The sequence below is a fragment of the Paenibacillus plantarum genome (genome assembly GCF_013141695.1).
GTDB lineage: Bacteria > Bacillota > Bacilli > Paenibacillales > NBRC-103111 > Paenibacillus_E > Paenibacillus_E plantarum.
The window spans coordinates 1-22,527 of the sequence record NZ_WHNY01000089.1; the positions used below are offsets into that span (position 1 = coordinate 1).

The following is a 22,527-nucleotide window of genomic DNA, read 5'->3' on the forward strand; positions in this document are numbered from 1 at the left end:
TTTACAGTTAAATGAAGTTTTCGATGAATTTCATCTGAAATAGCTGTATGTTTTCCAGTTAATGCAAAATTGTAAGTAAAGTAGACATCATGGATGGAGTTATCCTTGTCTTGTCTTGTCTTGGCATCACCCCACCTCACCTCACCTCACCTCACCTCACCTCACCTCACCTCACCTCACCTTGCCATCCCCCTGGGCCATCATTTATCCTAAAGAGATACAAAGAGCGTAATAAAAAGCAAGGTTCGCAAGAATGTCCCGTTTCGAGCTAAGCTCGAGTGATTCTATAATGAAAACGTATCCAGTTGAATTAATAGGCGAACGAGGGGGAAATGGCCATGAAGCAAGGGAGAAAATACGGGGCGGTTTCAATAGGCTCCATGTTGTTATTATCAGTGGTCGCAAGTGCATGCAGCAATTCGACAGATCAACCAGAGGCGTCCAAGTCCGCAACAGCAGCAGCATCAGCTACTCCGGCGGCAGCACAAACGGCAGCAGCGAAAGTAGACCCGTTGGCGAAATATGATCCGCCAATTGAAGTGACGACGGTGCGATCAGTTGACGCAACTTACAAATATGCAGCTGGCGATTCGATTGACAGCAATATTTGGAGCAAAATTTTTGAGCAAGACTACGGGATTAAAGTGAAAAATACGTGGACTGTTGATTCAACGCAGTACCGTCAGAAGCTGAATGTATCCATTGCATCGGGCGATATTCCAGATTTCCTTGAGGTGAATAAAGAGGAATTGAAGCGTTTGGCTGATGCAGGTCAATTAGAGGATTTAACGAAAGTATGGGAACAATACAGCTCTCCTCTTCTGAAAAGTATGCAGAATCAAGATGGTGGCATTGGACTTAAAGCGGCTACGATTGACGGCAAATTGCTTGGCATTCCACACACGTTCAGTAACGGCGGTATTAGCACAGCAGAAATGATCTACGTGCGAACAGATTGGTTACAAAAGCTGAATTTGCCTGAACCCAAAACGATGGATGATGTGATCAAAATTGCAACGGCATTTGCCAAACAAGACCCAGACGGTAACGGGAAAGCAGACACGATCGGGCTTGCGGTAAATAAAGATTTCTGGGATTACGGACACGGTTCATTGCGTGGCTTCTTTAACGGCTATCATGGGTATACCGATATTTTCATTAAGAATCCATCAGGTAAATTGGTCTATGGTTTTGTTCAAAAAGAACTAAAAGCGCCTTTAAAGAAGCTCCAAGAGCTCTATAAGGATGGCGTGCTTGATAAGGAATTCGGCGTGAAACCGCCAGCTAAAATCCAAGAAGATGTAGCAGCAGGACGTGTCGGGCTTGCCTACGGATTAGTGTCAGATGGCGGGTATATCCAGAAGGAGAATCACACGAAGGATCCGAAAGCGCAATGGAAAGTGTTCCCAATTGTTTCTGCGGATAGTCAGCCTGCTGTACCGCAGCTTTACGATACAGCTGGTACATTTTATGTAGTGAAAAAAGGATCGAAGCATCCGGAAGCGGCTATTAAGTTAGCGAATATTTATATCAATCGTTTTTACGAAAAATCGTATGCACCGGATCCGAACCCATTCATTACGGATTCGAAAACGGGGATTATGGCAGCGAAATATGCGCCAGTTACGATGGATTCCATGAATACAAATTTAGAAGCTTTCCATCTCGTGACAGAAGCGCTTAAGACGGGAGATGGCAGTAAACTTGGATTCCCAGCGAGTATTCATTTTGAACGTATGACGAAGTTTAAAGCTGGTGATGATTCCATGTGGTTTAGCAATATCGTGATGGGCGAAGGTGGAAGCTTTAGTGTTATCGATCAATATAACAAAGCGAAGCTCGGACAATATAATCTGTTCCTAGCTCCAGCAACGCCGGCGATGTCCGAGAAACTGCCGACGCTTAAGAAGAAAATCGCTGAAACGTACACCAAAATCATCATGGGTGATGCTTCCATCGATGAGTTCGACAAGTTCGCTGAAGAGTTCCAAAAGCTTGGCGGAGATAAAATCGAGCAAGAAGTGAACGATTGGTACGCGAAGAACAAATAAGTTGATGATGAGCTGCCCTGCTAGTAGAGGAATCTACTAGCGGGGTATTTTGCCTTAGGATGGGACAATTTTATCTTACTTGCTTTTTATTATCTTATGGTGGCTCTCATATATCCAAGGGGCTCAATCTTAGGTATAGTGAGAAAAAGGGCGTTTGAGTGGGGAGTTATGCGGATGGCAGGGAGACAGCGACGGTTCTCAATACTTGGCAAATTAATAGTAACTTTTCTCATTGTCCTTTCACCTATGTATGTGATTGGGACACAGATTAATGAATGGGGTGCGGGGCTTGTCCGCAAGGAAATTTCCAAATCACTTGAGTCGCAAATTCAGTTCTATCGCTCATCACTCGAAAATGAAATCGACAGAATGGGACGTATTCAACGGCAATACATGAATGATGAAGATTTGGAAGCGCTGAGTGTGACGGCTGAAAGTTTAACGGAATATCAGAAGCTTGTTATTTTGAAAAGATTTCAGCAACGTCTCGTCCTATTAAAGGAATCGAGTATGTATATCCAGCGGGCAAGTGTGTACATTCCGCCTATTAATAAAATTATTTCATCTACGGAGTTAGCCGACAGCTTGCCAAGAGAGCGACTGGATCAATTGAAACGAGATTCGTTCTCGCATAAAGGATTGTTTTATCGCGATGGCGATCATCTTTATTTACGTGAATATTATCCCAGCAACCAGTTGGTGGAAGGGCGCGATCCGATGTTTGTTCTGGAACTGGAGCTTTCCATGCCAGCTATGCAATCGTATTTAGCACAGATTTCTAATTATGACCAGGGCGGCGCAGCGATCGTTAAAGGAGATTGGGATATCGTCCATACGCAAAATAAAGAAGCTTACGCCCTGATTAGTCAGACCGTTCGAGGGCAAATGTCCGCATTGCAGGACAAGTCTGTACAAGTCGTTCAAACAGTCAACGAGCTTATCAAAATCGGGAATCAGCGACTGCTTACGGTTTCCACCTATTCACCGGCTTTGGATCTAACGTTAGTTGCTTTCGTCCCAGAGAAGGCTGTTATGGGGCCACTGGATCATTATCAGGTTTATTTATATCTTATCTCCTTATGCGCGCTTATTGTCATTATCTTGTTCTCTATCTATGTGTATCGCATCATTCATCGCCCGCTCAGCAGGCTTGTTCGAGCCTTCCGTAAAGTGGAATCCGGTGATCTGCAAGTCGAGCTAACATATAAAAGCAGCGATGAATTTCATTATTTGTATGCCCAATTCAATAATATGGTCGCGCATTTGAAGAAACTAATTTTCGAAATTTACGAGCAAAAAATCCGGACACAACAGTCCGAACTGAAGCAACTGCAGTCGCAGATCAATCCGCACTTTTTATATAACAGCTTCTACCTATTGTATCGTATGACGAAGGCGCATGATTTCGAGAACTCGACCCGATTCACCAGATATCTCGGCGATTATTTCCAGTACATGACCCGAAATGGCAGTGAAGAAGTCCCGTTGGAGCGGGAGTTGAGCCATATTCGTGCTTTTGCTGAAATTCAAACAATCCGGTATATGAACCGGATTTCATTTGAAATGGAGCCTTTGCCGGAGGTATGCAAGCAACTTGTTGTTCCACGGCTTATCTTACAGCCAATCGTGGAGAATGCGTATCATCATGGGTTTGATCAGGATCATGAAGATCGTCATCTTCAGATTTCGACCACATGCCATGAAGAGGATGACGGTGAGATGCTTGTTGTCATCGAAGTTGAGGACAATGGCAAAGGGATGACCGACGAGGAACTGCGAGATTTCCAGGCTAAGACGCAAGAGGGGCAAGCAACCGAAGAAGTAACAGGGATGTTGAATGTGCATCGACGCTTACAATTAAGGTTTGGTGAGAAGGCCGGTGTGCGGATTCTCAGACGAGAGGAAGGCGGTCTGGTCGTTTCGGTCGTCATTCCATTCGTCGTATAGGGGAATTCAATTTGCAAAAAGAGGACGTGATGTCATGCTGACAATGATGATCGTGGATGATGAGCCGCTGGCCGTTCACTATTTGACAGAAACTTTGCTTGAGCTGGAGGACATGGATTTCGAGATGGTGAAAGCTCACTCCGGTAAGGAAGCAATAGAGAAGATGGAAGCGGGGAAAGTGGACATTCTGCTCACGGACATTCGGATGCCGGGGATGAGCGGGATGGAGCTTGCCGATTATACGCGTAAAAGATGGCCGCGCTGCCGCATCATTTTCTTGACGGGCTTTGATGATTTTGCGTACGCGCAGACTGCGATTCGCAATGGGGGCATCGACTTCGTCCTCAAAACAGAGGGTGATGAGGCCATCATTCAAGCCGTGCAGAAGGCGACGCAGGATATCGCGCTCGAGATCAACCGCGAAGAGATTCTGAAGCGCTCGCGAGAGCAGCTGCACGCCGCATTGCCAACGATTCGCCGTGATTACTTGCGGCAGCTCGTGCAAGGCGAGTCAGAATCGCTCGTCATCAGGGCGAGGCGGTTCGAGGAGCTGGCCATCGGGCTGCACGCGAGGAGTCCTGTGCTCCTCGTCATCGGGCGATTAGATGAATGGGGGTCCTTCGCTGCCCCCTCGGATCAATCGCTCTTATTCTATTCCGTTCATAACATAGCGGAAGAATATTTGAAGAGCTCGCTAAACATGATAGCGCTTCCGTATGATCGCAATCGGTTTATTTGGCTCGTTCAACCAACCGAGCCAACCGATGAAGGGCAAGAAGAACAAGCGATTCGTACGCTTTCCGGCAGCGTTGAGCTTGTTCAGGCGGCCTGTCGGCGGCATCTGAAGGTGCCGGTTTCCTTCATGTTGGCCTCTAGCTTCTGCACATGGGAAGCGATGATGCAGCGGATTGAGGGCATGAAGCTGCAGTTGGCCTATGGCATCGGGAAAGGCCATGAGATGCTGCTGACCGAGCAGCGCAGGGAAGACAAGGAAGAATTACGCTCTAGCAAGCAATTCTATGAAGAGCAGGATTTGCGTATTCATTTGCACAAGATGGATCTGTTGGAGACTTATTTGGATAACGGAGAAAAAGAAGGCTGTGAGCACCTGTTTGGTGAGGTCGTTAAAGCGATCAAGTTATTATCGCACAACGATTCGGGTGAGGCGCTGGCCTATGAGGCGTTCTCGCATCTTGCCGCTTTTCTCTTAACCTATATCAATAAGCGTCATTTGATCTCACAGCTCGGCGAAGCGTTCCGGATCGAGGAGCTTCTGAATCCTTTTCAGCACAACAGCACGGTAGGAGCCGTTCAATTTCTGGCAGGCATCGCGTTGTCGCTGGCGGACTATAACGGGCTGAAGAAGGCTGAGAGAACGACGGATATGATCGGTCAGATCCATCATTATGTGAATGCTTTTCTACAGGAGGAGCTCTCGTTAACGCGCTTAGCGGAACTGGTGTATTTGAGCCCGCCATACCTCTCTCGCATGTATAAACAAACAACAGGGCAAGGCTTGCTTGATTATATTACGGATGTGCGCATTCAGCGGGCGAAGACCCTATTAATGACGACGGAGCACAAAATCCATGAGATCGCCACGATGGTCGGATTGGAGTCTGCGCCTTATTTTACAAGACTATTTAAGAAGATAACGGGTCTAACGCCACAGGTGTATCGCGACTCTCGTTTAACTGGTTAATATAAGGCAAGAGCCGCAATAATGTCCCGTATCGGTGGCATGTTCGTTAATTTTATAATAAAGACATGGAAGAGGTTGGCGATAATCCAGCTTCTTTTTTTTCATCCGGTAAGGGGGAGAAGAAATGAACAGAATGAAATGGAAAGCACAAATGCCCCTGCATTTGATGCTCATTCCCGGATTAATTGCCATCCTTATTTTTCAGTATTATCCGATGGCCGGCATTGTCATTGCGTTCCAGAAGTACATACCAACACAGGGGCTTTTTCATTCCAAATGGATCGGGCTGGATAACTTTCGATATGTGATGGAGTTGCCAGATTTCTATCGCGTGCTGTGGAATACGATCTATATTGCTCTTATGAAAATTATTGTAGGTTTGATCGTGCCGATTGTTATTGCCATCTTGTTGAATGAGATTCGAAAGAATGCGGTGAAACGTATTGTACAGACGCTGGTGTATCTGCCGCATTTCCTTTCTTGGGTCATTCTAAGTGGGATCTTATTAGATGTCCTCTCGCCAAAAGAAGGGATCGTCAATGCGGGGCTTCGTGCCTTGGGGATGCAGTCGATTTTCTTCTTGGGAGACAATCATTGGTTTCCGTTCACATTGGTACTGACGAATGAGTGGAAGGAATTCGGTTTCAGTACAATTGTGTATTTGGCGGCGATTCTGGGCATTAACCCAGCGCTGTATGAGGCGGCGACGATGGATGGTGCAAATCGGTGGAAGCAAACGCTGCACATTACACTTCCTGGCATGACACCCATCATTGTCCTGCTGGCGACACTCAGTATCGGGAATGTACTGAACGCAGGGTTTGAGCAAGTATTCAATTTGTACAGCCCTATTGTGTATGAAAGTGGAGATATCATCGACACCTTCGTGTATCGGATTGGGATGATCGATGCGCAATATGGCGTGGCGACTGCAGTCGGACTCTTTAAGTCACTTGTTTCACTTATCCTTATCGCACTTTCGTATACGATGGCGTATCGGTTCGCCAATTACCGCATTTTCTAAGGGGAAGGAGGATATTCAACATGATCAAGACAACTTCTTGGGCATATCGAGGGTTCACAATTGCGAACTATGTGTTTCTTATTAGCTTATCTGTCCTTTGTATCTTGCCATTAATACATTTGCTGGCGATGTCGCTCAGCTCCAACAATGCAGTTGCCACAGGCTCAGTCACCTTCTGGCCCGTCGAATTCACTTGGAAATCGTATCAATTCATCATTGATAAACCAGAGTTTATGGCCTCTTTCATCATTTCGATCAAAAGAGTCGTGTTAGGCGTCATTGTGAATATGGTGCTAACCATTCTAGTCGCCTATCCGCTGTCCAAGGAAGCAGGAAGCTTCAAAGGCAGAACGGTTTACGTTTGGATATTCGTATTCACCATGTTGTTCAGCGGGGGGATTATCCCACTATATATGACAATGCGGTCACTCGGGTTGTTAGACACGATTTGGGCCTTAATTTTAACGCATGCTGTGCCAGTGTATAATGTCGTTATTTTGCTGAACTTTTTCCGGGCATTGCCGAAAGAATTAGAAGAAGCAGCTCTCATGGATGGCGCAGGCCAGTGGCGTATCCTGTGGAACATTTACTTGCCTTTGTCAACGCCATCATTGGCCACACTTACGCTGTTCGCGACGGTTTCCCATTGGAATTCGTGGTTTGACGGCATTCTATTCATGAACACGCCTTCCCATTATCCACTCCAAAGCTATTTATATACGGTGGTTGTAGGTCTGGATACGCTGATCAAAAGCAACACGGATCTTGAGGTGCTGGCACTCATATCGGATCGTACAGCACGTGCTGCACAAATCTTTCTTGGAGCGCTGCCGATTCTCATCATTTACCCGTTTCTACAAAGGTATTTCACAAAAGGAATTATTCTTGGCAGTGTGAAGGAATAGCCAATATATAGAAAGTTGGTAATTGAGTAATTCGATTGTGAGGAGATGACAGAGATGGCGATAGATCATGTTACGAAAAAAACACTTCAACGAGCCTCCTTGGAAATGAGTCTCAAACCGTTCAAAAGCCTGGATCCTTCCGCGATTGACGAGGTTTGTACAGAGGCGCTGCGCCAATGGCAGCCGCTGTTGGAAATGGCCGAGGTGGCATCCATGCTGCTATGGGTATCAGATGGCAGTGAAATCCTGACTTGGAAGGGGGAGATGGATGTTCGTTTTGAATGGGCGAGATACATTGGGTTTGCGAATGAGGAAATGTTCGGTCATGTCACGGATAACAAGGACCCTCATATTGCTCGTCCCTACACCAGTGAGCCTGTTGCCTTCACTTATGGTGATCTCAAACGAGTAATTGAGTCATTCAAACGGATCGCTGCGGAGAAGTTTGGTGTCAGGCTGGAGGTTGGTGCTACTTTCGATGCGGGGCCGGAATTTGCTTATTCCGATTTTAAATATAAGGATCACCCGGAAATTAATCGGGCTGAGATCGGCGGTAAGTACGTTTCGCTCAGAACACACTATACCGTCGTGTGCAGTTGGTCGAAGTTGAAGGGGGATTCCGTGAGTTATGCGGCGTATCCCAATGGCATTCCGGAGGATTTACCCTTCGGTGAATTTCTAGGAAAACAGTGTGCTAGTTATTTGCCTTCACTCGGCTTTGATTATATTTGGTTTTCGAATGGGTTTGCGCTTTCATATTTTCCTTGGACCTATCTAGGAGCTAACTATAATGGGACACAATTAGCGATTGCAGATTACGAGGAAGTTACAACCAAGATACTTTCATTTTGGGATGCTTTCAAGCTGGAATGTCCAGATATTCGAACAGAAATAAGAGGAACGAACTACGGGACTGGAATGGATTTGGCCAAAGATTACGTGCCGATGCAAAACCTGTACGACAAGGGTTATCTGACGTATCCACCTCCGAACTCCCCGTGGGGAGCGTTGAATTACGATTTTGGACTCGAAATCACAGGTTACTTGTCACGGATTGCGGAGCTTCCGAAGGATACCTATATGTACCGTTTTTATGCGAATGATCCATGGTTCTGGCAAAATCCATGGTTCGACTACTATGATCGGGAGCCACACGATATTTATTGCCCGCTAGCAGCGGCAAGGGTGAATGCAGAGGGAGGTGTAGAGCCGCCTGGCGTCGTGCAAATTCTAACGATTGATACCGAATACGGGGAACTGCAAGCGGAAAGCGCATCTGAAATTATTCCCCACATTCGTAAAGCGCTCAAAGATGCACCTGATCAGGTCGGTGTAGTCACCTGGCTATATCCATTTCGTGAGCTTCATGAAATGCTGCAAGCAGATCGGAATACGACGGGCCGCGTGTTCTTTCACGATTGGTTTATTCGCAATGCGATCAATGAAGGAATGCCACTGAACACCGTGTTGGGGACCGATACCTTTCGGTCAATGACTGCCAAGGCCAAGGACAAGTTAAAAGGCACCGTGTTATTGAGTTCTACAGCGGGATTAACGAGGAATTTGATCGAGGAGATTGAAGCACTTGTAACCGATGGTGCTCAGGTTTTGCTTTATGGGGACGTGTTGGAGCCATTATTATTGGAAATACTTCAATTGCAGAGGGTGCAGCCTTTAGAAGGTGATTTTGATCTGAGCATTTCACTTGCGCAGGATGAGAATGGAGAGCAGGTATCTTCGCATAAGCTTAGACACCGTGCTGATATTGGAGATGGCGGGTTGAGCTTAACGCTCCAGGATAACGCAGATTCGAGTACAACTGTACATGCCGTAGCTGTGCAAAATGGAGAGGAACGCGCCTTTGCTGTAACACGATGCGACGCGGATTGGAAGGGCGGAAGAATCGGTTGGTTGCACGGATCTTTACCATTCCAGCCTGCTGGAGTCACGCATCTGCCGATTCGGCAAGAGGCAGAATGGTATGATTCTTCGGTATTATTGCGTTATATGCTGCAGCCATATGGTTATCATTTGGTACAGAAGAAGCAAACAACCGAATCGCAATCGGCGTTAACTTTCATCTCGCGTCATGAGAACGCGTTCTGGTTCACGGGTTGTAAGCAGAATACGACAGTTCAATTGCAAATCGGCCTTCCAGAAGGTGTTCCGTTATTTCCAGGACAATCGGTTCTGCTAGGAAGCGACACTGGAGTGTACGCATTAGACCGTACTTTCCATGAGGAATGCCGTATCGTGGTTTCGCAAAAGCAGCAATCAAGTGTGCTTTGCCGAGAAAATTCGGTTTTCCCGATGCTGAATCGTCAGCCTAGGCGCAATCTGACCGTATGGCATTTGAAAGATGCCAATCTCACGTTGTTTCCACCGGTTGAAGCTATTGCTGCTGGGATCGTAGTAGTCAGAGTAAACGAGAAAGAGTTTCTCGATCTTACGGATGCTTGCCAAGGGGATCGCATTTATCTAGAGGGAATAACAGGTCGAATAGATCTACTTTGGTAAGTGTAAAAAGGGGAAGACGAGCCATGGTTAGGTCTCTATTTCCAATTAAATGTAAAATAGCCATCTAAATTTGTCCGATTCAGTGCTCGAGATGGATTAACTGGAAATTGTACAGCAAATTACTCCATATTCACTCGGAATCGCGAAATTGCTTAAAATTAGCTGCAGGTTCTCCATCTATTGTTCAAATTTGGCGCAAATGTAGCAGATTAGCTGTAGTTTTTACAGGTAATTTGCTACAGCACAACCAGCTACTTCCGGAACCAATAAAGCCCCCAACCTGAAGCAATTACTTCGAGTTAGGGGCTTTTTCTAACGAAACCACCAATAAATCGGCACAAACAATACCGATGTTATAATCCCCGCAGCGCCCATGGCAAAGCCGCTCATGCTGCCTTCAAGCTCCGAATCCTTCAGCAGTCGTGCTGTTCCGATGCCATGCGCAGCGGTACCCACCGCGATGCCGATGGATATGGCATCATGGAAACCAAGCCAAGTCAACAGCCTTTTGCCGATCATGCTCCCGAACAAGCCCGTGAGCACCGTCAGTACGGCGGTTAGTTCCGGCAAGCCGCCCAGATGGCGCGAGATTTCCAAGGCAATCGGCGAGCTGACGGATTTCGGCAGCATGCTGAGCAGAATCTCGCGGCTTCCGCCGAGCAAGCCAACAAGAGCGGCGGCGCTGGCAATGGCGGTCAATGACCCTAAAGCCACGGCTGTCAGAATGCCGGCGATGTACTTTTTGATCAAGCCGGCGTTCTTGTACAACGGAACGCCGAGAGCCACAGTAGCTGGACCTAAGAGCAGCGTGAGTACATCACCGCCTACTTTGTAGGCGGCATAAGGGATGTGGAAGCTCAGCAGCACCAAGATGATGAAACCTGAGCAGACAAAAAGCGGATGCAGCCACCGCCAACGCTTGTGAATATGCTGCGCAGCCGTGTAGGTTACAACACTAAGCGCGATACCAAACATCGGGTTCATTAACCAATCGGAGGTGTTCATTTCATCCCACCTTCAACTGTCTTTTGCCCATTTGCACCAGTAGGCATCCGATGCTCTTTATCTTCGCGACGCTGTAGTTTCGAAGTCACAAAGCCTGTGATAACAAGCACGAACACAGAACTCCCCATAACGCCAACCCCGATCGATAACCAATTTGCCCCAATCAGAGGGAAGAATGCCATGGTTCCCACAACAAAGGGCAGAAAAAATAGCATCATATGGCCTGTGAACCAATTCGCCGTCGTTTCCACCCATTCTAACTTAATGAGTTTGGCAAATAGCGCGATGGTAAAAAGAATAAGCCCAATCACGTTGCCGGGAAGCGGGATGTGAAAGCTCGTTTGAAGCCAAATGCCAATGAGGTTAAAAGCAAGTAAAATCGCGAGTCCTAGCATAAGGACCTCCTGTCTGTCGTCTTCGTCTGTTTTCTGAAGTGGTTGGGGAATACTCTACCGCGCAGGCATGCGTATCCGCACGATCGTCCCTTCACCCGGTTGACTTTCTATGTCAATCCCATACGGATCTCCGAAGTAGAAGACGATACGATCATGTACATTTTTGATGCCAATATGTGTTTCATCGAGTGTATCTGAAGGTTGCGCAAGCCGATTTCGCAGCTGGCCAAGCTGGATTTGATCCATACCAACTCCATTATCCTTGATCTGGATCAATAAGTCATCCCCTGATATCTCGGAAGATACTTCCAATAATCCTGCTTGACTGCTCCGTTCCAGTCCATGCACAAAGGCATTCTCGATTAGCGGCTGCAATGAAAAATGCAAAACCTGCAGAGTCTCACTATTCACCGAGAGTTCCTCGCGATACTGAATTTTATCCCCGAAGCGCAGCTGTTGAATTTTTACGTACAGGCGAATGTGGATCAATTCTTCTTGCAAGGTAACCGTTTCTTTCCCCGTTTGGATATGAATACGGAACAAGCGGCCTAGGATACCGACCATTTCACCGACATCTCGTTGTCCGCTGATGATCGCCTTCATCTGAATCGTTTCCAGCACATTGGCCAGAAAATGCGGATTGATCTGACTTTTCAAAGCGCCATATTGTGCGACTTTTTGCTGTGCTTTGGCCATGGAGGAACGTTCAATATAGTTCTGCAAGTCTTCTAGCATTTTGCGGATACCTTGATACAACACGCCGAACTCATCCTGCCGATTCGAGTTAAGATCGACATCGAAATTGCCTAAGCCAACCATTTTCACCTTACGGCTCAGGAGAATAATAGGTTTCGTCACGCGCGCGGATAAAATGAACATGAATAATACCGCAGTTCCTAGGGATAGGAAGGCTAGTGCTAATATGATTTTGATCAAAATCTCGGCTTGCTTCGTCATTTCTTTCTCATCGATGGATTGAATGACCTTCCAGCCCGAATAAGGCGAGGTCACGAAGTTAATGTACGAATTGGCCCCGGCAAAATACGCGTAAAAGCTCCCATTTTCAGCATGCAAAACGGTCTGAAGCTTCTGACTCTCTAACGTGATCGGCACATTGGCATTCGCAGTCGACCTTTCGGAATTATAAATACTTGCACCCTGACTATCTATAATGGTGAAGTTGCGTTTACTCGTCTCGGACAATTTCAATATTTCGCGCAAAGAATCCAATCGAATATCGATGAGCATAACCCCGAGTGGCTGCTTACTTCCTACCTTATTAATGACTCTTGCTATCGAAATAACGGGATCCTTGGCATTCACACGATGGAAGGGGAGGTGCGTTCCGAACAGGACGATGCCACCTTTACTTTGCTGTGTCTGCAAGTACCAATCCTCATGGGTGAAATCCTCGACATCGTAATCCGAGCGATTGAAATTAGCCGAGTAAAAGACACGAGAACCTGCGTAAATTTGCACGCTGTCCACATTTTTAATCGTCATTTCGATGGAACTGACAAAGTGTTCAATGGTGTTCCCATATTGGATACGTTGATCATTACTGTTCTCATCGCCATCCGCAACCCAGTGCTCCAAGGCATTCTGCAGTTGCCCATCCATTTGCGCGTTAAGCGTTCCTTTCTCGATACTCTGTAAATATTGGTCGATGTTGAAGGACAGATTCGTGAGAATCAGGTTCGAGGAGCTCTGGTACTCATTTTTGACGGCTTGGATAGAAAAGAAATAGATAATGACCGAGATAATCAATAAGGGAACGGTGATAATTAGGATCATAAGTACGAATATTTGATGGTTCACATGCTTCATCCGGTATTGCTGCGAAAGCCGCTGCCATGCATTCAAACGTCTACCACCCCCATTTCTTCCGATAGTCGGATGGCGTCATATTGGTAATGCTTCGGAAGGTTTTGACGAAATGCTTGTAGCTTTTATACCCGCACATCGTGCACACATCCGTCACCAAGTACTCTGGCTTCTTCAAGCATTCTTGCGCATAGTGGATGCGAATTTCGGTTACAAACCTCATGTAGTTCTTATCTAGTTTTCTTTTGAAAATACGGCTTAAATACGATGGATTATAGAAGAAACGATCTGCTACCATTTGCAGCGTAATATCTTGGTCGATATGCTCTTTAATATAAGCTTCAATATGTTCAAAAATAAGCACATCCTGGTGATTCGTTGAAGAGAACTCATCTCGGTATACTGCGCTGACTTGCACCATCCAAGCTGCTAGCCAGTTGAATAGGGCATCAATCGTTGGGAAATCATCGACACACGTAAGCTTTAGCAGTTTTTCACTGTAGACGCCTTCGACAGGAATGCCATTCCGGTGGGCGAATCGAACGGTGGTGGAGATGATTTCTTGAATGAAAGCGAATCCACGATCCATTGAAGTGTGGGGCAGATGTATGCGCAAGTCATGTGCGAGTCGTTGCATCAGCTGCTCGATATCCGTAGGATTAGCGCTTTCAAGAGAGGCAATGATACGGTTCTTATCCGCTTCTTCAAGAAGTAAACGTGAATCTTTGGCACGAGTCGGTGACTCATTGGCTGCGATCGGAAAGAAGATCTGTCGCTTGTCCTGATAGTAGCGTTGATATAGCGCTTGATCCGTTAGACGAAGCAACTGTGTTAATTGCGAGCTATCTGTCGTCCTTTTGCCAATAGCCATGAAAACGTTGGAATCGCAAGCTCGAAGTGAGACATGATCGGTATCGTACGAACTTAGTTGATCATCCAATACCGCTACAGCATGGCATTTGGTTTTATCTATATATAAGAATAGTTGTATGGGAATACTGGAGCTAGACATCGTGTCTAAAGTCGTCCGAATGATGCGTTCAGCGTGTTGTTGGAACTCTTTTCTTTCGATAGTTTGAGAGGGATTTGAAGGTAACCAGGTTACCACAAAAGGTTGATACCAAATCGACAAATGATCGAAATCATTGAGTTGTTGGCGTACGCCTTCCTCCCAAGCTGCATGCTCGTCCTCGAGTAAAAATTTGACTAGCTGGTTGCTTTTATAGCTTTTGTTTTCGTTGGCTTGTTGTTCTAAATCGATACGTTGGGTCCGTTCATTTCGCCTTTGTTTAAGTGTCGCCATACAGCTAAGAATAGTTGCAAAGCTTTCTTCATATTCCAGTGGCTTTAACAGAAAGGCATGAACGCCGCCAAGACGAATCGCCTTTTGGGCATATTCAAAATCATTGAAACCAGTCAAAATAATAAAGAGGGTATCCGGGAGTGTCGCTCGAATGTGTTCAATCATCTGAAGTCCGTCCATTTCGGGCATGCGTATATCGGTAATGATCAGATCAGGTTGCTCATGTATCGCTGTGAGCCAGCCTTCCTTGCCATTCTCAGCTTCAACAATCATAGTGACACCAAGCGCTGTCCAGTCAAAATAGTGCTGCAAGCCAGCTCTGATTAGAGGTTCATCCTCGACAATTAGTAGTTTATACATGAAGTTCCCCCAGCTTGTTAGGACTTGAAACCGTGCGGTAATTCAAGTATAACATTAAAATTATCGGAAATGAGGCTCTCATTTGCTAGAAAACGAACAGGTCAGAATACGACTATGAATGTAAAGATACGGGGATTCTCCCCGATTTCAATATCACGTATGCTTAGTGCACGGAATGAAACGAAGCACGTTTATTCCACAAACAATAACGGGGGTGCTCAAATGAGGGCTATGAAAAAAGGATTAATGACATTGATCGGCGTTGCTCTTGTCGGGTCGCAGTTAGTTGCATGTACCAATTCATCTACGAATACACCAGCGAACACAGCCACGAGTACTGCCGAGAGTAAAACAGTATCACCAAGTCCGGTGGCTGCGAAGCCAGTCGAAATTACGTGGTGGAACTTCCCGAACTTTCAACCGCTGGATGGGGAAGTTGGGAAATATGAGAAGCAGATTATTGCAGCTTTTAACAAGAAGCATCCAGAAATTAAAGTCAATCTAGAGATGATTACCTTTGAAGGTGGTCCGCAAAAGCTGAACGTTGCCATCGCTTCGAACTCGGCGCCAGATGTGATTTATGATGCTCCGGGACGTATTATCGACTGGGGGAAGAAGAAGTTACTCGCTCCGCTGAATGACATCGTTACCGAAGAAGTAAAGAAAGATATTACGCCTGCGCTATGGAAGCAATCCATGGTTGGCGATCAGATTTATATGTATCCGATTAATACGGCGCCTTTCATGATGGCCGTGAATAAGACGGTATTCGAGAAAATTGGTGCTCTTGATTTGCTACCGCTAAGTCGCCCTGATCGGACGTGGACAGTAGCTGAATATGAGAAAGCGCTTCAAGCTGTGAAAGAGAAAGCACCGGAGATTATTCCAACGGGCTTCTTCGCGAAAAGTACAGCTGGTGATCAAGGGACTCGCGCCTATATTGCCAACTTAGGGGTATCAAGATTCTTGAGTGAAGATAACTCCAAAGTAGCTATTAATACGGACAATGCTGCGAAAGCATTGGATTGGGTAGCTAAGGCCACGAAGGATAAAATCAGTGTGTCCGGTTCTGCTTCCTTGGCAGCAGCGGATGTTAACGATTTATTCTTGCAAGGTAAATTAGCCTTTACACTCAACTATTCAGCTGTACTTAAAGCTCAGAACGTTCCGCTCAAAAAGGTGCAATTCGAAGATATTCTGCTGCCATTCCCGACATTAGATGGATCTAAGCCTAAGCTTGAGCCGTATTTGGGCGGTATGGCCGTGTTTAACAATGGAAACGTAGACAAGATTACGGCAGCTAAGAAGCTAGTTGATTTTATCGCGAATGATCCCGAATATGCGAAGAAGAATTTGATTCAAACTGGTGGATTATCAGCACGTACGTCGATTACCGGTCTTTATAGCGATGCCGAATATAAATATGCAGAAACAGCTCGTCAATTCATCACGGATGCACCGACAATTGCTGATGGTTATGCGGAAATTCGTACATTCTGGTTCCCGGAATTGCAACGTGTGTTAACAGGCACAGCAACCGGCAAGGAAGCCTTGGATAGCTTTGCAACCAAAGCGAACGAGGCCATTGCGAAAGCGAAGAAAGAGCAAGCAGCTTCTAAATAAGCACGAGGAATGTCCACTGGGAGTAGAGTGCGATTGTACTCTACTCTTTTCATCTCAAAAAAGAAAGGGAGGGAAGAAACATGGAGGTAACGGTTCGTAAAACCAAAGGTTACATACGTCGAGATTGGCTTATGAGCTATGTCTTTTTATTGCCTGCACTCGGATTCTTTCTGCTTTTTGTTGCCTATCCCATGGTAAAAGGGATCTATATTAGCTTCTTCGATTACTCCTTGCGAACGTTTAACTTTATAGGATTCGATAATTATGTCGATTTGATTCAGAACGAAACGTTTCTGAAATCGATGCGCAATACACTGTTGTTAGTCGTTATAACGGTTCCAATCGTAATCATTTTCTCTTTATTCGTGGCTGTTTCCATTTACAAGAAAAAAGAGTTTGCTCGTTCATTCTTTCGAGGCGTATTTTATTTGCCAGCTGTTTCTTCTGTCGTCAGTATTACGGTTGTATGGGGATGGATCTATCATCCGAATTACGGGATTCTCAACTATTTAGGGGGATTAATTGGGCTTGAACCGATTTCGTGGCTTGGCGACCAGCGCACAGCACTGCTAGCGATTATTGCGGTTTTGATCACAACGTCAGTAGGTCAGCCTATCATTCTTTACGTGGCCTCCTTAGGAAATATCCCCACTTCGTATATCGAAGCGGCTGAAATCGACCGAGCGAACCCGTGGCAAATCTTTTTGAAAATTATTTGGCCTATGCTCATGCCGACCAATCTCTATATTATCGTCATCACGACGATCAATACATTTCAGTGTTTTGCCTTAATTCAATTGCTTACTTCTGGCGGCCCTGTTTATAGTACCTCGACCGTCATGTATGGCGTGTACGAGCAAGCCTTCGTGCTTGGTCATTTCGGCAGCGCCTCGGCTATGGGCGTATTCCTTGCGATTATTATCGGGGTTATCTCGTTGATTCAATTTAAATTCTTTGGCAGCGATGTTGAGTACTAGGAGGGGACATCATGAAAGTAAACGCTGGGCAAAGGGTATTTAACGGATTTTCTACACTATTATTGATCCTTTCTACGTTGTTTTTTATATTTCCGTTTTATTGGATTGTGACAGGTGCCTTTAAATTCCAAACGGTGGCAACACAAATTCCGCCAGAATGGTTTCCGCTCAAACCGACCTTACAGAACTGGGCGGATTTGTTTAAGAATCCGGTATGGCGCTGGACGTTAAATAGTTTCATCATTGCTTTGGTTGAAATGTTCGCTGTCTGTCTGGTTTCAGCTTCTGCAGGCTATGTCCTGGCGAAGAAGCTGTTCCCAGGCCGGAAAATCATTTTTACGATGTTCATCGCTGCAATGGCTTTACCGAAACAAGTGATTCTCGTTCCGCTCTTTACGATGTTGGCCGACTTTGGCTGGGTCAATACGTATCATGGACTTATTTTACCAGCGATTGGATGGCCATTTGGTGTGTTCTTGATGAAACAATTCGCTCAGACTGTACCTGGGGAGTTAATTGAAGCGGCGAAGATCGATGGCTGCTCCGAAATCCGACTATTCTCCACGATTATCTTACCATTACTTAAACCAGCGTTAGGAGCGCTAGCGATCTTTACTTTCATTGCATCGTGGAACGACTATTTCAGCCAGCTCATTATGACGAGGTCTACCTCGATGATGACACTGCCGCTTGGCGTAGCGACGATGCAAGGTGAATTTACGACCAACTACGGAATCATGATGGCAGGAGCGGCACTCGCGTCTGTTCCTATGATTACGATCTTTCTCGTGTTCCAAAAAGCGTTTACACAAGGCATTACGATGGGTGCGGTCAAGGGATAAGGGTGTAGTAGGGGGAATGAATTTGCCATAAAAGATGTTGGACACGTTACTCGGTGTTTAACTGGAAAACCTCCATCTATTTTCATTAGAAAAGCCGGATTTTGCCGATTAGATGGAAAAAGTACAGCTAATATACCCATGATCGCCTGTTTCAGCAAAATCAGGCGAAATTAACTGTACAGAATCCATCTAAATGATCGGATATGCGAAAACAGGGAGAATTAGCTGTAGTTTTTACAGTTAAACGTGCCCGGCGGTTACCGGCGAACGCCGTGATCGTTGCAGACAGACAAGAAGCTGATCACAGATCAGCTTCTTTGTCATTTCCCCGCCAATTGCCGTGTCGGTAATCGGAAGGCGTAGTACCAGTTGTGCTTTTGAATACACGCGCAAAATGAAACGAGTTCTTGAAACCGCAGCGCATGGCGATTTCGCCAATGGCTAAGCCGGTTTGGATCAGTAATTCGTTGGCTCGCAGAATGCGATAATGCCACACGAATTTAATCGGTGTGATGCCCTCGTGTTTACGAAACAGTCGAACTAGATGTTCAGGGGACAACCCGACTTCATCGGCAATGTCTTCCAGTGAGAGATGATCATGGAAGTGATGCTCGATATATTGCTTCGCATGTAGAATCGAAGGGTGTGACTGCTGCATATGAGTGCTAGTCGATTCCGCAATAAATAACTGAATAGCTGCCAGTCCGAGGCTGCAAAGGGGCTCCGAAGTCGCACTGTAGCGCAATCTTAAGGAAATCAAGATGTCTGTTAAGCGATTCATCTCTTCACTTATAGCTTGTGTATATGGCAATTGCTCCAATTGGTCGCGTTGCTGACCCGTAAGCTCACCAACATGAACGGCGATCCAACGATGCCAAGTTTCTTGCTCCTTCGCGAATAAGAACTGTTCCTGATGACCAGGCTTTAAGAGGATCACTTGCCCAGGCTGAATCGTATGTGGAACCTCATCAATATACACGGTCATTGCGCCAGTGTGCAGTAAGACTAGTTGCAGATCCGCCTGTACACGGGGACCAAACCGACTGCCAGGTGGGTATACAACAGTTCCGCCTACTGCAGTACGTACTTTAGGGATGTCAATTGTGGATTCTGAAGTCATGAGCGAGATCCTTTTCAATAATGGAATGAAAGAGAGGGGTATTCGTCACAAATGTTTGAATATCAATTACAGATATATAATCGTCAATCACAGCCATGTTCGAAATGGGAGCGCGACTGTATGCTAAGTATATAGCTCGATCTTACAATTTGAAAGGGGAATTGGCTATGCAAAGTCAAGTTAAGGATCGTTTGGCACCGTTGGGGGAAAAAGAATTGGCTTTTTTTCATGAGCATGGGTATTACTTGTTGAAAAAAGGGTGCAGTGAAGATCTTGTCGATGCCTTTAATGGACACATTCACTCGATCCGCTCAGCAGATGAGATAGCCGAATGGGCACTTCCCAAAAAGGGCGGTCAGGAAGTAAACGATAAGGACCGGTTCTCGGTGCGATTATTTAATCCGCATAAACATGACGGCTTCTCGCGCCAAATCATGAAGCTCCCTGTTGTGCGTGGTGCACTTGCTCAAATGATGGGTGACGAGGCTGTTTGTGTGCAAAGTATGTACTTCTATAAGGAACCAGGCTCCCCAGGCCAAGCGCCGCATCAGGATTATTATTATATCAAGGATGACCCGAAATCGATGATTGCGGCTTGGATTGCTTTGGAGGAACTGGTAGACGAAGAAAACGGCTGTTTATGGGTTATTCCTGGCACACACAAGCTAGGCTTGCTGCCACATGGGAAAGTAACGAATCTCGAAGAACATGAAAGCTGGACCGATGAAACCGAGGGTGTCGATCTTGCACAAGAGATTCCAGTTGTTATGGAAAAAGGGGACATTTTATTTTTCCATGAGCTGCTTATTCATTCCTCCTACAAAAATCGCAGTAAAGATCGCTGGCGCCGCTCTTTTGTGTGCCACTATATCCGCAATGATTCCAGCGTCTTGTTTCGTGAAGATTTGCGTGTCAAATATCCGCTTTACTAAACCAGTCTACGTAGCCTGTCATCTTCGGATGATGGGCTTCTTTTCTCTCTTACTGCGAAAAAGTAGTTACCTCCATTTGGAAAACGCTGATATAATGGATGAGATTCAGGTCGGACTATCGCAACTAAGGGGGAGAGCGCATTGTCGTTTATTGAGGTTAAACATTTACGAAAAACATTTGAAACCGATGTGAGACGAACGGGGCGATTTGCCACGATTCGGAGCTTAATTAAGCCCGAGAAGCGAGAGATGGTCGCGGTGGAAGATATTTCTTTTTCCATTGAAAAAGGAGAGAGCGTTGCCTATCTGGGACCTAATGGCGCGGGTAAATCGACAACGATCAAAATGTTGACAGGCATTCTGGAACCGAGTGGTGGAAGTATTGAGGTTGCGGGCTTGATCCCGCATAAGAGCAGGAAGATGAGCTCCTATCAAATTGGTGTCGTATTTGGACAACGGAGTCAGCTGCTGTTTGATTTGCCTGTGAAGGATTCTTATGATTTATTACGGTATATGTATAGCATTTCTTGGGAGCAATACCATAGAAATTTACGTGAATTTGCAGAAGTTCTCGAAGTGGAGCATCTACTTAATCGACCGGTGAGAACGCTTTCGCTTGGTCAGCGGATGCGTTGTGAAATCCTGGCTTCCTTGCTGCACGAGCCGGATATCCTCTTTCTGGATGAGCCTACGATTGGACTCGATGTTGTGGCGAAGGAGCGAATTCGTGCTTTTATCGAGAAGATCAATCGGGAAAAAGGCGTCACGCTGCTACTGACAACACATGACATGCATGATATTGAACGGTTGTGTCACCGGACGATGATTATTGATAAGGGGCGTCTCATTTATGATGGCAGCTTGCAGCATATTCGTGACCATTATGCGACAGAGCGTCAAATTAAAGCTACCTTCGAAGATGCAAGTCTGGCCGAAGTGGCTGCTTCGCTATTCATTGGCTTTGATGTGATTACATGCGTTGAAGAGCGGGTGCTCAAAATTTCCTATGATCAGCATCATATTGATACGTCCACATTACTTAAGCATCTGTTAGAGAATGCACAGCCGCGTGATCTGACCATGCAAGACGAGAACATTGACGCCTTAATTTCCCGGATCTATCGGGAAGGCATTGCAAGCTCGCCACAGGAGCCTAATCGTGAGTTGGAAGGTGTGGTCGTCAGCTCATGAATACCCTTCAACGACTAGGCGGTATGTCCCGAATTGCGGTTCGCCAGCGCATGCAGTTTCGATTTGATTTTATCATGACACTCGTGTCAACGCTCATGTTCTGTGTCCTTTATTACATGCTGTGGAAAGCGATCTATCTGTATGGCAGCGGGCAGGTGTTGCCTTGGGAGCAATTAATTACCTATGTCATGGTAGGCCAAACGATAAACTTTGCACGCTGGTCACCCGCAGAACGTGCTCCCACTTATGCCATGGCGCTACGCGTCCGTTCCGGGGACATTGCGCTGGATCTAATCCGACCGGTGGACTTCCAAGTCCAACGATTTGTAGAAGCCGCAGGCTTTTTTGCAGTGGAAATGCTGTGGGTGAATATTCCCGCGCTTCTGCTGCTGATCTTCGGGCTTGGTATTCAATCACCACCAAGTTTGGCTGCTGGAGCGGCATTTCTATTAAGTCTTATCATCGGTTTCTTGGTGGCGTTCAGTATTAACTCGATTATTATGATGATTTCGTTCATGACCACGAATACGTTCGGGGTGCAATTGGCGAAGCGAGCGATGATGGATATTTTCGCAGGAACGTTGATCCCATTCGATTTCTTTCCTAGCAGCTTACAAACGATTCTAACTTATTTACCTTTTCAAGCAATGGCCTATATTCCTTTATCGATTTATACAGGTAAGCTGACAGGAGTACATATGGGGTATGCGCTATTGGAACAGCTTGCGTGGGCGCTTGTTATGATTATTATTAGTCGATTGTTGTGGATGAAAGCGGCGAAGCGACTAGCGATTAACGGGGGGTGAGAG

The 22,527-nt window shown here is 46.0% G+C and carries 17 protein-coding genes; 12 read left to right on the forward strand and 5 right to left on the reverse strand.

Annotation, left to right across the window (positions count from 1 at the left end):
* Positions 1–338 precede the first annotated feature (338 nt).
* The 6 genes from GC096_RS35080 to GC096_RS35105 all read left to right on the forward strand — a co-directional run bounded on the left by GC096_RS35080 (position 339) and on the right by GC096_RS35105 (position 10,146).
* Entirely contained in the window at positions 339–2,051 is a 1,713-nt protein-coding gene (locus GC096_RS35080; RefSeq protein WP_171637307.1) for a type 2 periplasmic-binding domain-containing protein, read from the forward strand.
* 174 nt (positions 2,052–2,225) lie between these two features.
* Entirely contained in the window at positions 2,226–3,998 is a 1,773-nt protein-coding gene (locus GC096_RS35085) for a sensor histidine kinase (protein ID WP_171637309.1), read from the forward strand.
* A gap of 34 nt (positions 3,999–4,032) precedes the next feature.
* Positions 4,033–5,700 carry a response regulator gene (locus GC096_RS35090; RefSeq protein ID WP_171637311.1) on the forward strand — a complete coding sequence of 556 codons (1,668 nt, stop codon included), beginning with the start codon at positions 4,033–4,035 and terminating at the stop codon, positions 5,698–5,700.
* Positions 5,701–5,824: 124 nt separating this feature from the next.
* On the forward strand, positions 5,825–6,724 hold the full coding sequence (locus tag GC096_RS35095; protein WP_171637313.1) for an ABC transporter permease: 900 nt from the start codon (positions 5,825–5,827) through the stop codon (positions 6,722–6,724).
* Between the two features lie 20 nt (positions 6,725–6,744).
* On the forward strand, positions 6,745–7,629 hold the full coding sequence (locus GC096_RS35100; protein ID WP_171637315.1) for a carbohydrate ABC transporter permease: 885 nt from the start codon (positions 6,745–6,747) through the stop codon (positions 7,627–7,629).
* A gap of 54 nt (positions 7,630–7,683) precedes the next feature.
* On the forward strand, positions 7,684–10,146 hold the full coding sequence (locus GC096_RS35105) for a hypothetical protein (RefSeq protein ID WP_171637317.1): 2,463 nt from the start codon (positions 7,684–7,686) through the stop codon (positions 10,144–10,146).
* Between the two features lie 312 nt (positions 10,147–10,458).
* Here the strand turns inward: GC096_RS35105 and GC096_RS35110 are convergent, their stop codons facing one another.
* The 4 genes from GC096_RS35110 to GC096_RS35125 are packed head-to-tail and all read right to left on the reverse strand — an operon-like array spanning position 10,459 to position 15,033.
* Entirely contained in the window at positions 10,459–11,151 is a 693-nt protein-coding gene (locus GC096_RS35110) for an LrgB family protein (RefSeq protein WP_171637319.1), read from the reverse strand.
* Positions 11,148–11,546, reverse strand: a complete 399-nt coding sequence (locus tag GC096_RS35115; RefSeq protein ID WP_171637320.1) for a CidA/LrgA family protein — start codon at positions 11,544–11,546, stop codon at positions 11,148–11,150. Before GC096_RS35115 ends, GC096_RS35110 begins: the two co-directional genes overlap by 4 nt.
* 54 nt (positions 11,547–11,600) lie before the next feature.
* Entirely contained in the window at positions 11,601–13,409 is a 1,809-nt protein-coding gene (locus GC096_RS35120; RefSeq protein ID WP_171637322.1) for a cache domain-containing sensor histidine kinase, read from the reverse strand.
* Positions 13,410–13,413: 4 nt separating this feature from the next.
* Positions 13,414–15,033, reverse strand: a complete 1,620-nt coding sequence (locus GC096_RS35125; protein ID WP_171637324.1) for a response regulator — start codon at positions 15,031–15,033, stop codon at positions 13,414–13,416.
* 222 nt (positions 15,034–15,255) lie between these two features.
* Between GC096_RS35125 and GC096_RS35130 the strand changes: the two genes are divergently transcribed.
* From GC096_RS35130 to GC096_RS35140, 3 genes are all read left to right on the forward strand, one after another.
* Entirely contained in the window at positions 15,256–16,656 is a 1,401-nt protein-coding gene (locus GC096_RS35130; protein ID WP_171637335.1) for an ABC transporter substrate-binding protein, read from the forward strand.
* 80 nt (positions 16,657–16,736) lie between these two features.
* Positions 16,737–17,633: a carbohydrate ABC transporter permease gene (locus GC096_RS35135; RefSeq protein WP_171637337.1), complete on the forward strand. Its 897-nt coding sequence runs from the start codon at positions 16,737–16,739 to the stop codon at positions 17,631–17,633.
* Positions 17,634–17,644: 11 nt separating this feature from the next.
* Positions 17,645–18,475 (forward strand): carbohydrate ABC transporter permease, encoded by an 831-nt coding sequence (locus tag GC096_RS35140; protein ID WP_171637338.1) that lies wholly within the window; start codon positions 17,645–17,647, stop codon positions 18,473–18,475.
* Between the two features lie 301 nt (positions 18,476–18,776).
* Here the strand turns inward: GC096_RS35140 and GC096_RS35145 are convergent, their stop codons facing one another.
* Entirely contained in the window at positions 18,777–19,595 is an 819-nt protein-coding gene (locus GC096_RS35145) for a helix-turn-helix transcriptional regulator (RefSeq protein WP_171637340.1), read from the reverse strand.
* 167 nt (positions 19,596–19,762) lie between these two features.
* Between GC096_RS35145 and GC096_RS35150 the strand changes: the two genes are divergently transcribed.
* The 3 genes from GC096_RS35150 (at position 19,763) to GC096_RS35160 (ending at position 22,524) form a co-directional block, all read left to right on the forward strand.
* Positions 19,763–20,527, forward strand: a complete 765-nt coding sequence (locus GC096_RS35150; protein ID WP_171637342.1) for a phytanoyl-CoA dioxygenase family protein — start codon at positions 19,763–19,765, stop codon at positions 20,525–20,527.
* Positions 20,528–20,668: 141 nt separating this feature from the next.
* The gene (locus tag GC096_RS35155) at positions 20,669–21,718 is read left to right on the forward strand and encodes an ABC transporter ATP-binding protein (RefSeq protein WP_171637352.1); all 1,050 of its coding nucleotides are present in this window, start codon (positions 20,669–20,671) and stop codon (positions 21,716–21,718) included.
* Positions 21,715–22,524 (forward strand): ABC transporter permease, encoded by an 810-nt coding sequence (locus GC096_RS35160; protein ID WP_171637354.1) that lies wholly within the window; start codon positions 21,715–21,717, stop codon positions 22,522–22,524. Before GC096_RS35155 ends, GC096_RS35160 begins: the two co-directional genes overlap by 4 nt.
* Positions 22,525–22,527 lie beyond the last annotated feature (3 nt).

Bases quoted from the DNA above. Each gene is read 5' to 3' on its own strand.
- GC096_RS35080 (WP_171637307.1), top strand. From the start codon at position 339: ATGAAGCAAGGGAGAAAATACGGGGCGGTTTCAATAGGCTCCATGTTG.
- GC096_RS35085 (WP_171637309.1), top strand. From the start codon at position 2,226: ATGGCAGGGAGACAGCGACGGTTCTCAATACTTGGCAAATTAATAGTA.
- GC096_RS35090 (WP_171637311.1), top strand. From the start codon at position 4,033: ATGCTGACAATGATGATCGTGGATGATGAGCCGCTGGCCGTTCACTAT.
- GC096_RS35095 (WP_171637313.1), top strand. From the start codon at position 5,825: ATGAACAGAATGAAATGGAAAGCACAAATGCCCCTGCATTTGATGCTC.
- GC096_RS35100 (WP_171637315.1), top strand. From the start codon at position 6,745: ATGATCAAGACAACTTCTTGGGCATATCGAGGGTTCACAATTGCGAAC.
- GC096_RS35105 (WP_171637317.1), top strand. From the start codon at position 7,684: ATGGCGATAGATCATGTTACGAAAAAAACACTTCAACGAGCCTCCTTG.
- GC096_RS35110 (WP_171637319.1), bottom strand. From the start codon at position 11,151: ATGAACACCTCCGATTGGTTAATGAACCCGATGTTTGGTATCGCGCTT.
- GC096_RS35115 (WP_171637320.1), bottom strand. From the start codon at position 11,546: ATGCTAGGACTCGCGATTTTACTTGCTTTTAACCTCATTGGCATTTGG.
- GC096_RS35125 (WP_171637324.1), bottom strand. From the start codon at position 15,033: ATGTATAAACTACTAATTGTCGAGGATGAACCTCTAATCAGAGCTGGC.
- GC096_RS35130 (WP_171637335.1), top strand. From the start codon at position 15,256: ATGAGGGCTATGAAAAAAGGATTAATGACATTGATCGGCGTTGCTCTT.
- GC096_RS35135 (WP_171637337.1), top strand. From the start codon at position 16,737: ATGGAGGTAACGGTTCGTAAAACCAAAGGTTACATACGTCGAGATTGG.
- GC096_RS35140 (WP_171637338.1), top strand. From the start codon at position 17,645: ATGAAAGTAAACGCTGGGCAAAGGGTATTTAACGGATTTTCTACACTA.
- GC096_RS35145 (WP_171637340.1), bottom strand. From the start codon at position 19,595: ATGACTTCAGAATCCACAATTGACATCCCTAAAGTACGTACTGCAGTA.
- GC096_RS35150 (WP_171637342.1), top strand. From the start codon at position 19,763: ATGCAAAGTCAAGTTAAGGATCGTTTGGCACCGTTGGGGGAAAAAGAA.
- GC096_RS35160 (WP_171637354.1), top strand. From the start codon at position 21,715: ATGAATACCCTTCAACGACTAGGCGGTATGTCCCGAATTGCGGTTCGC.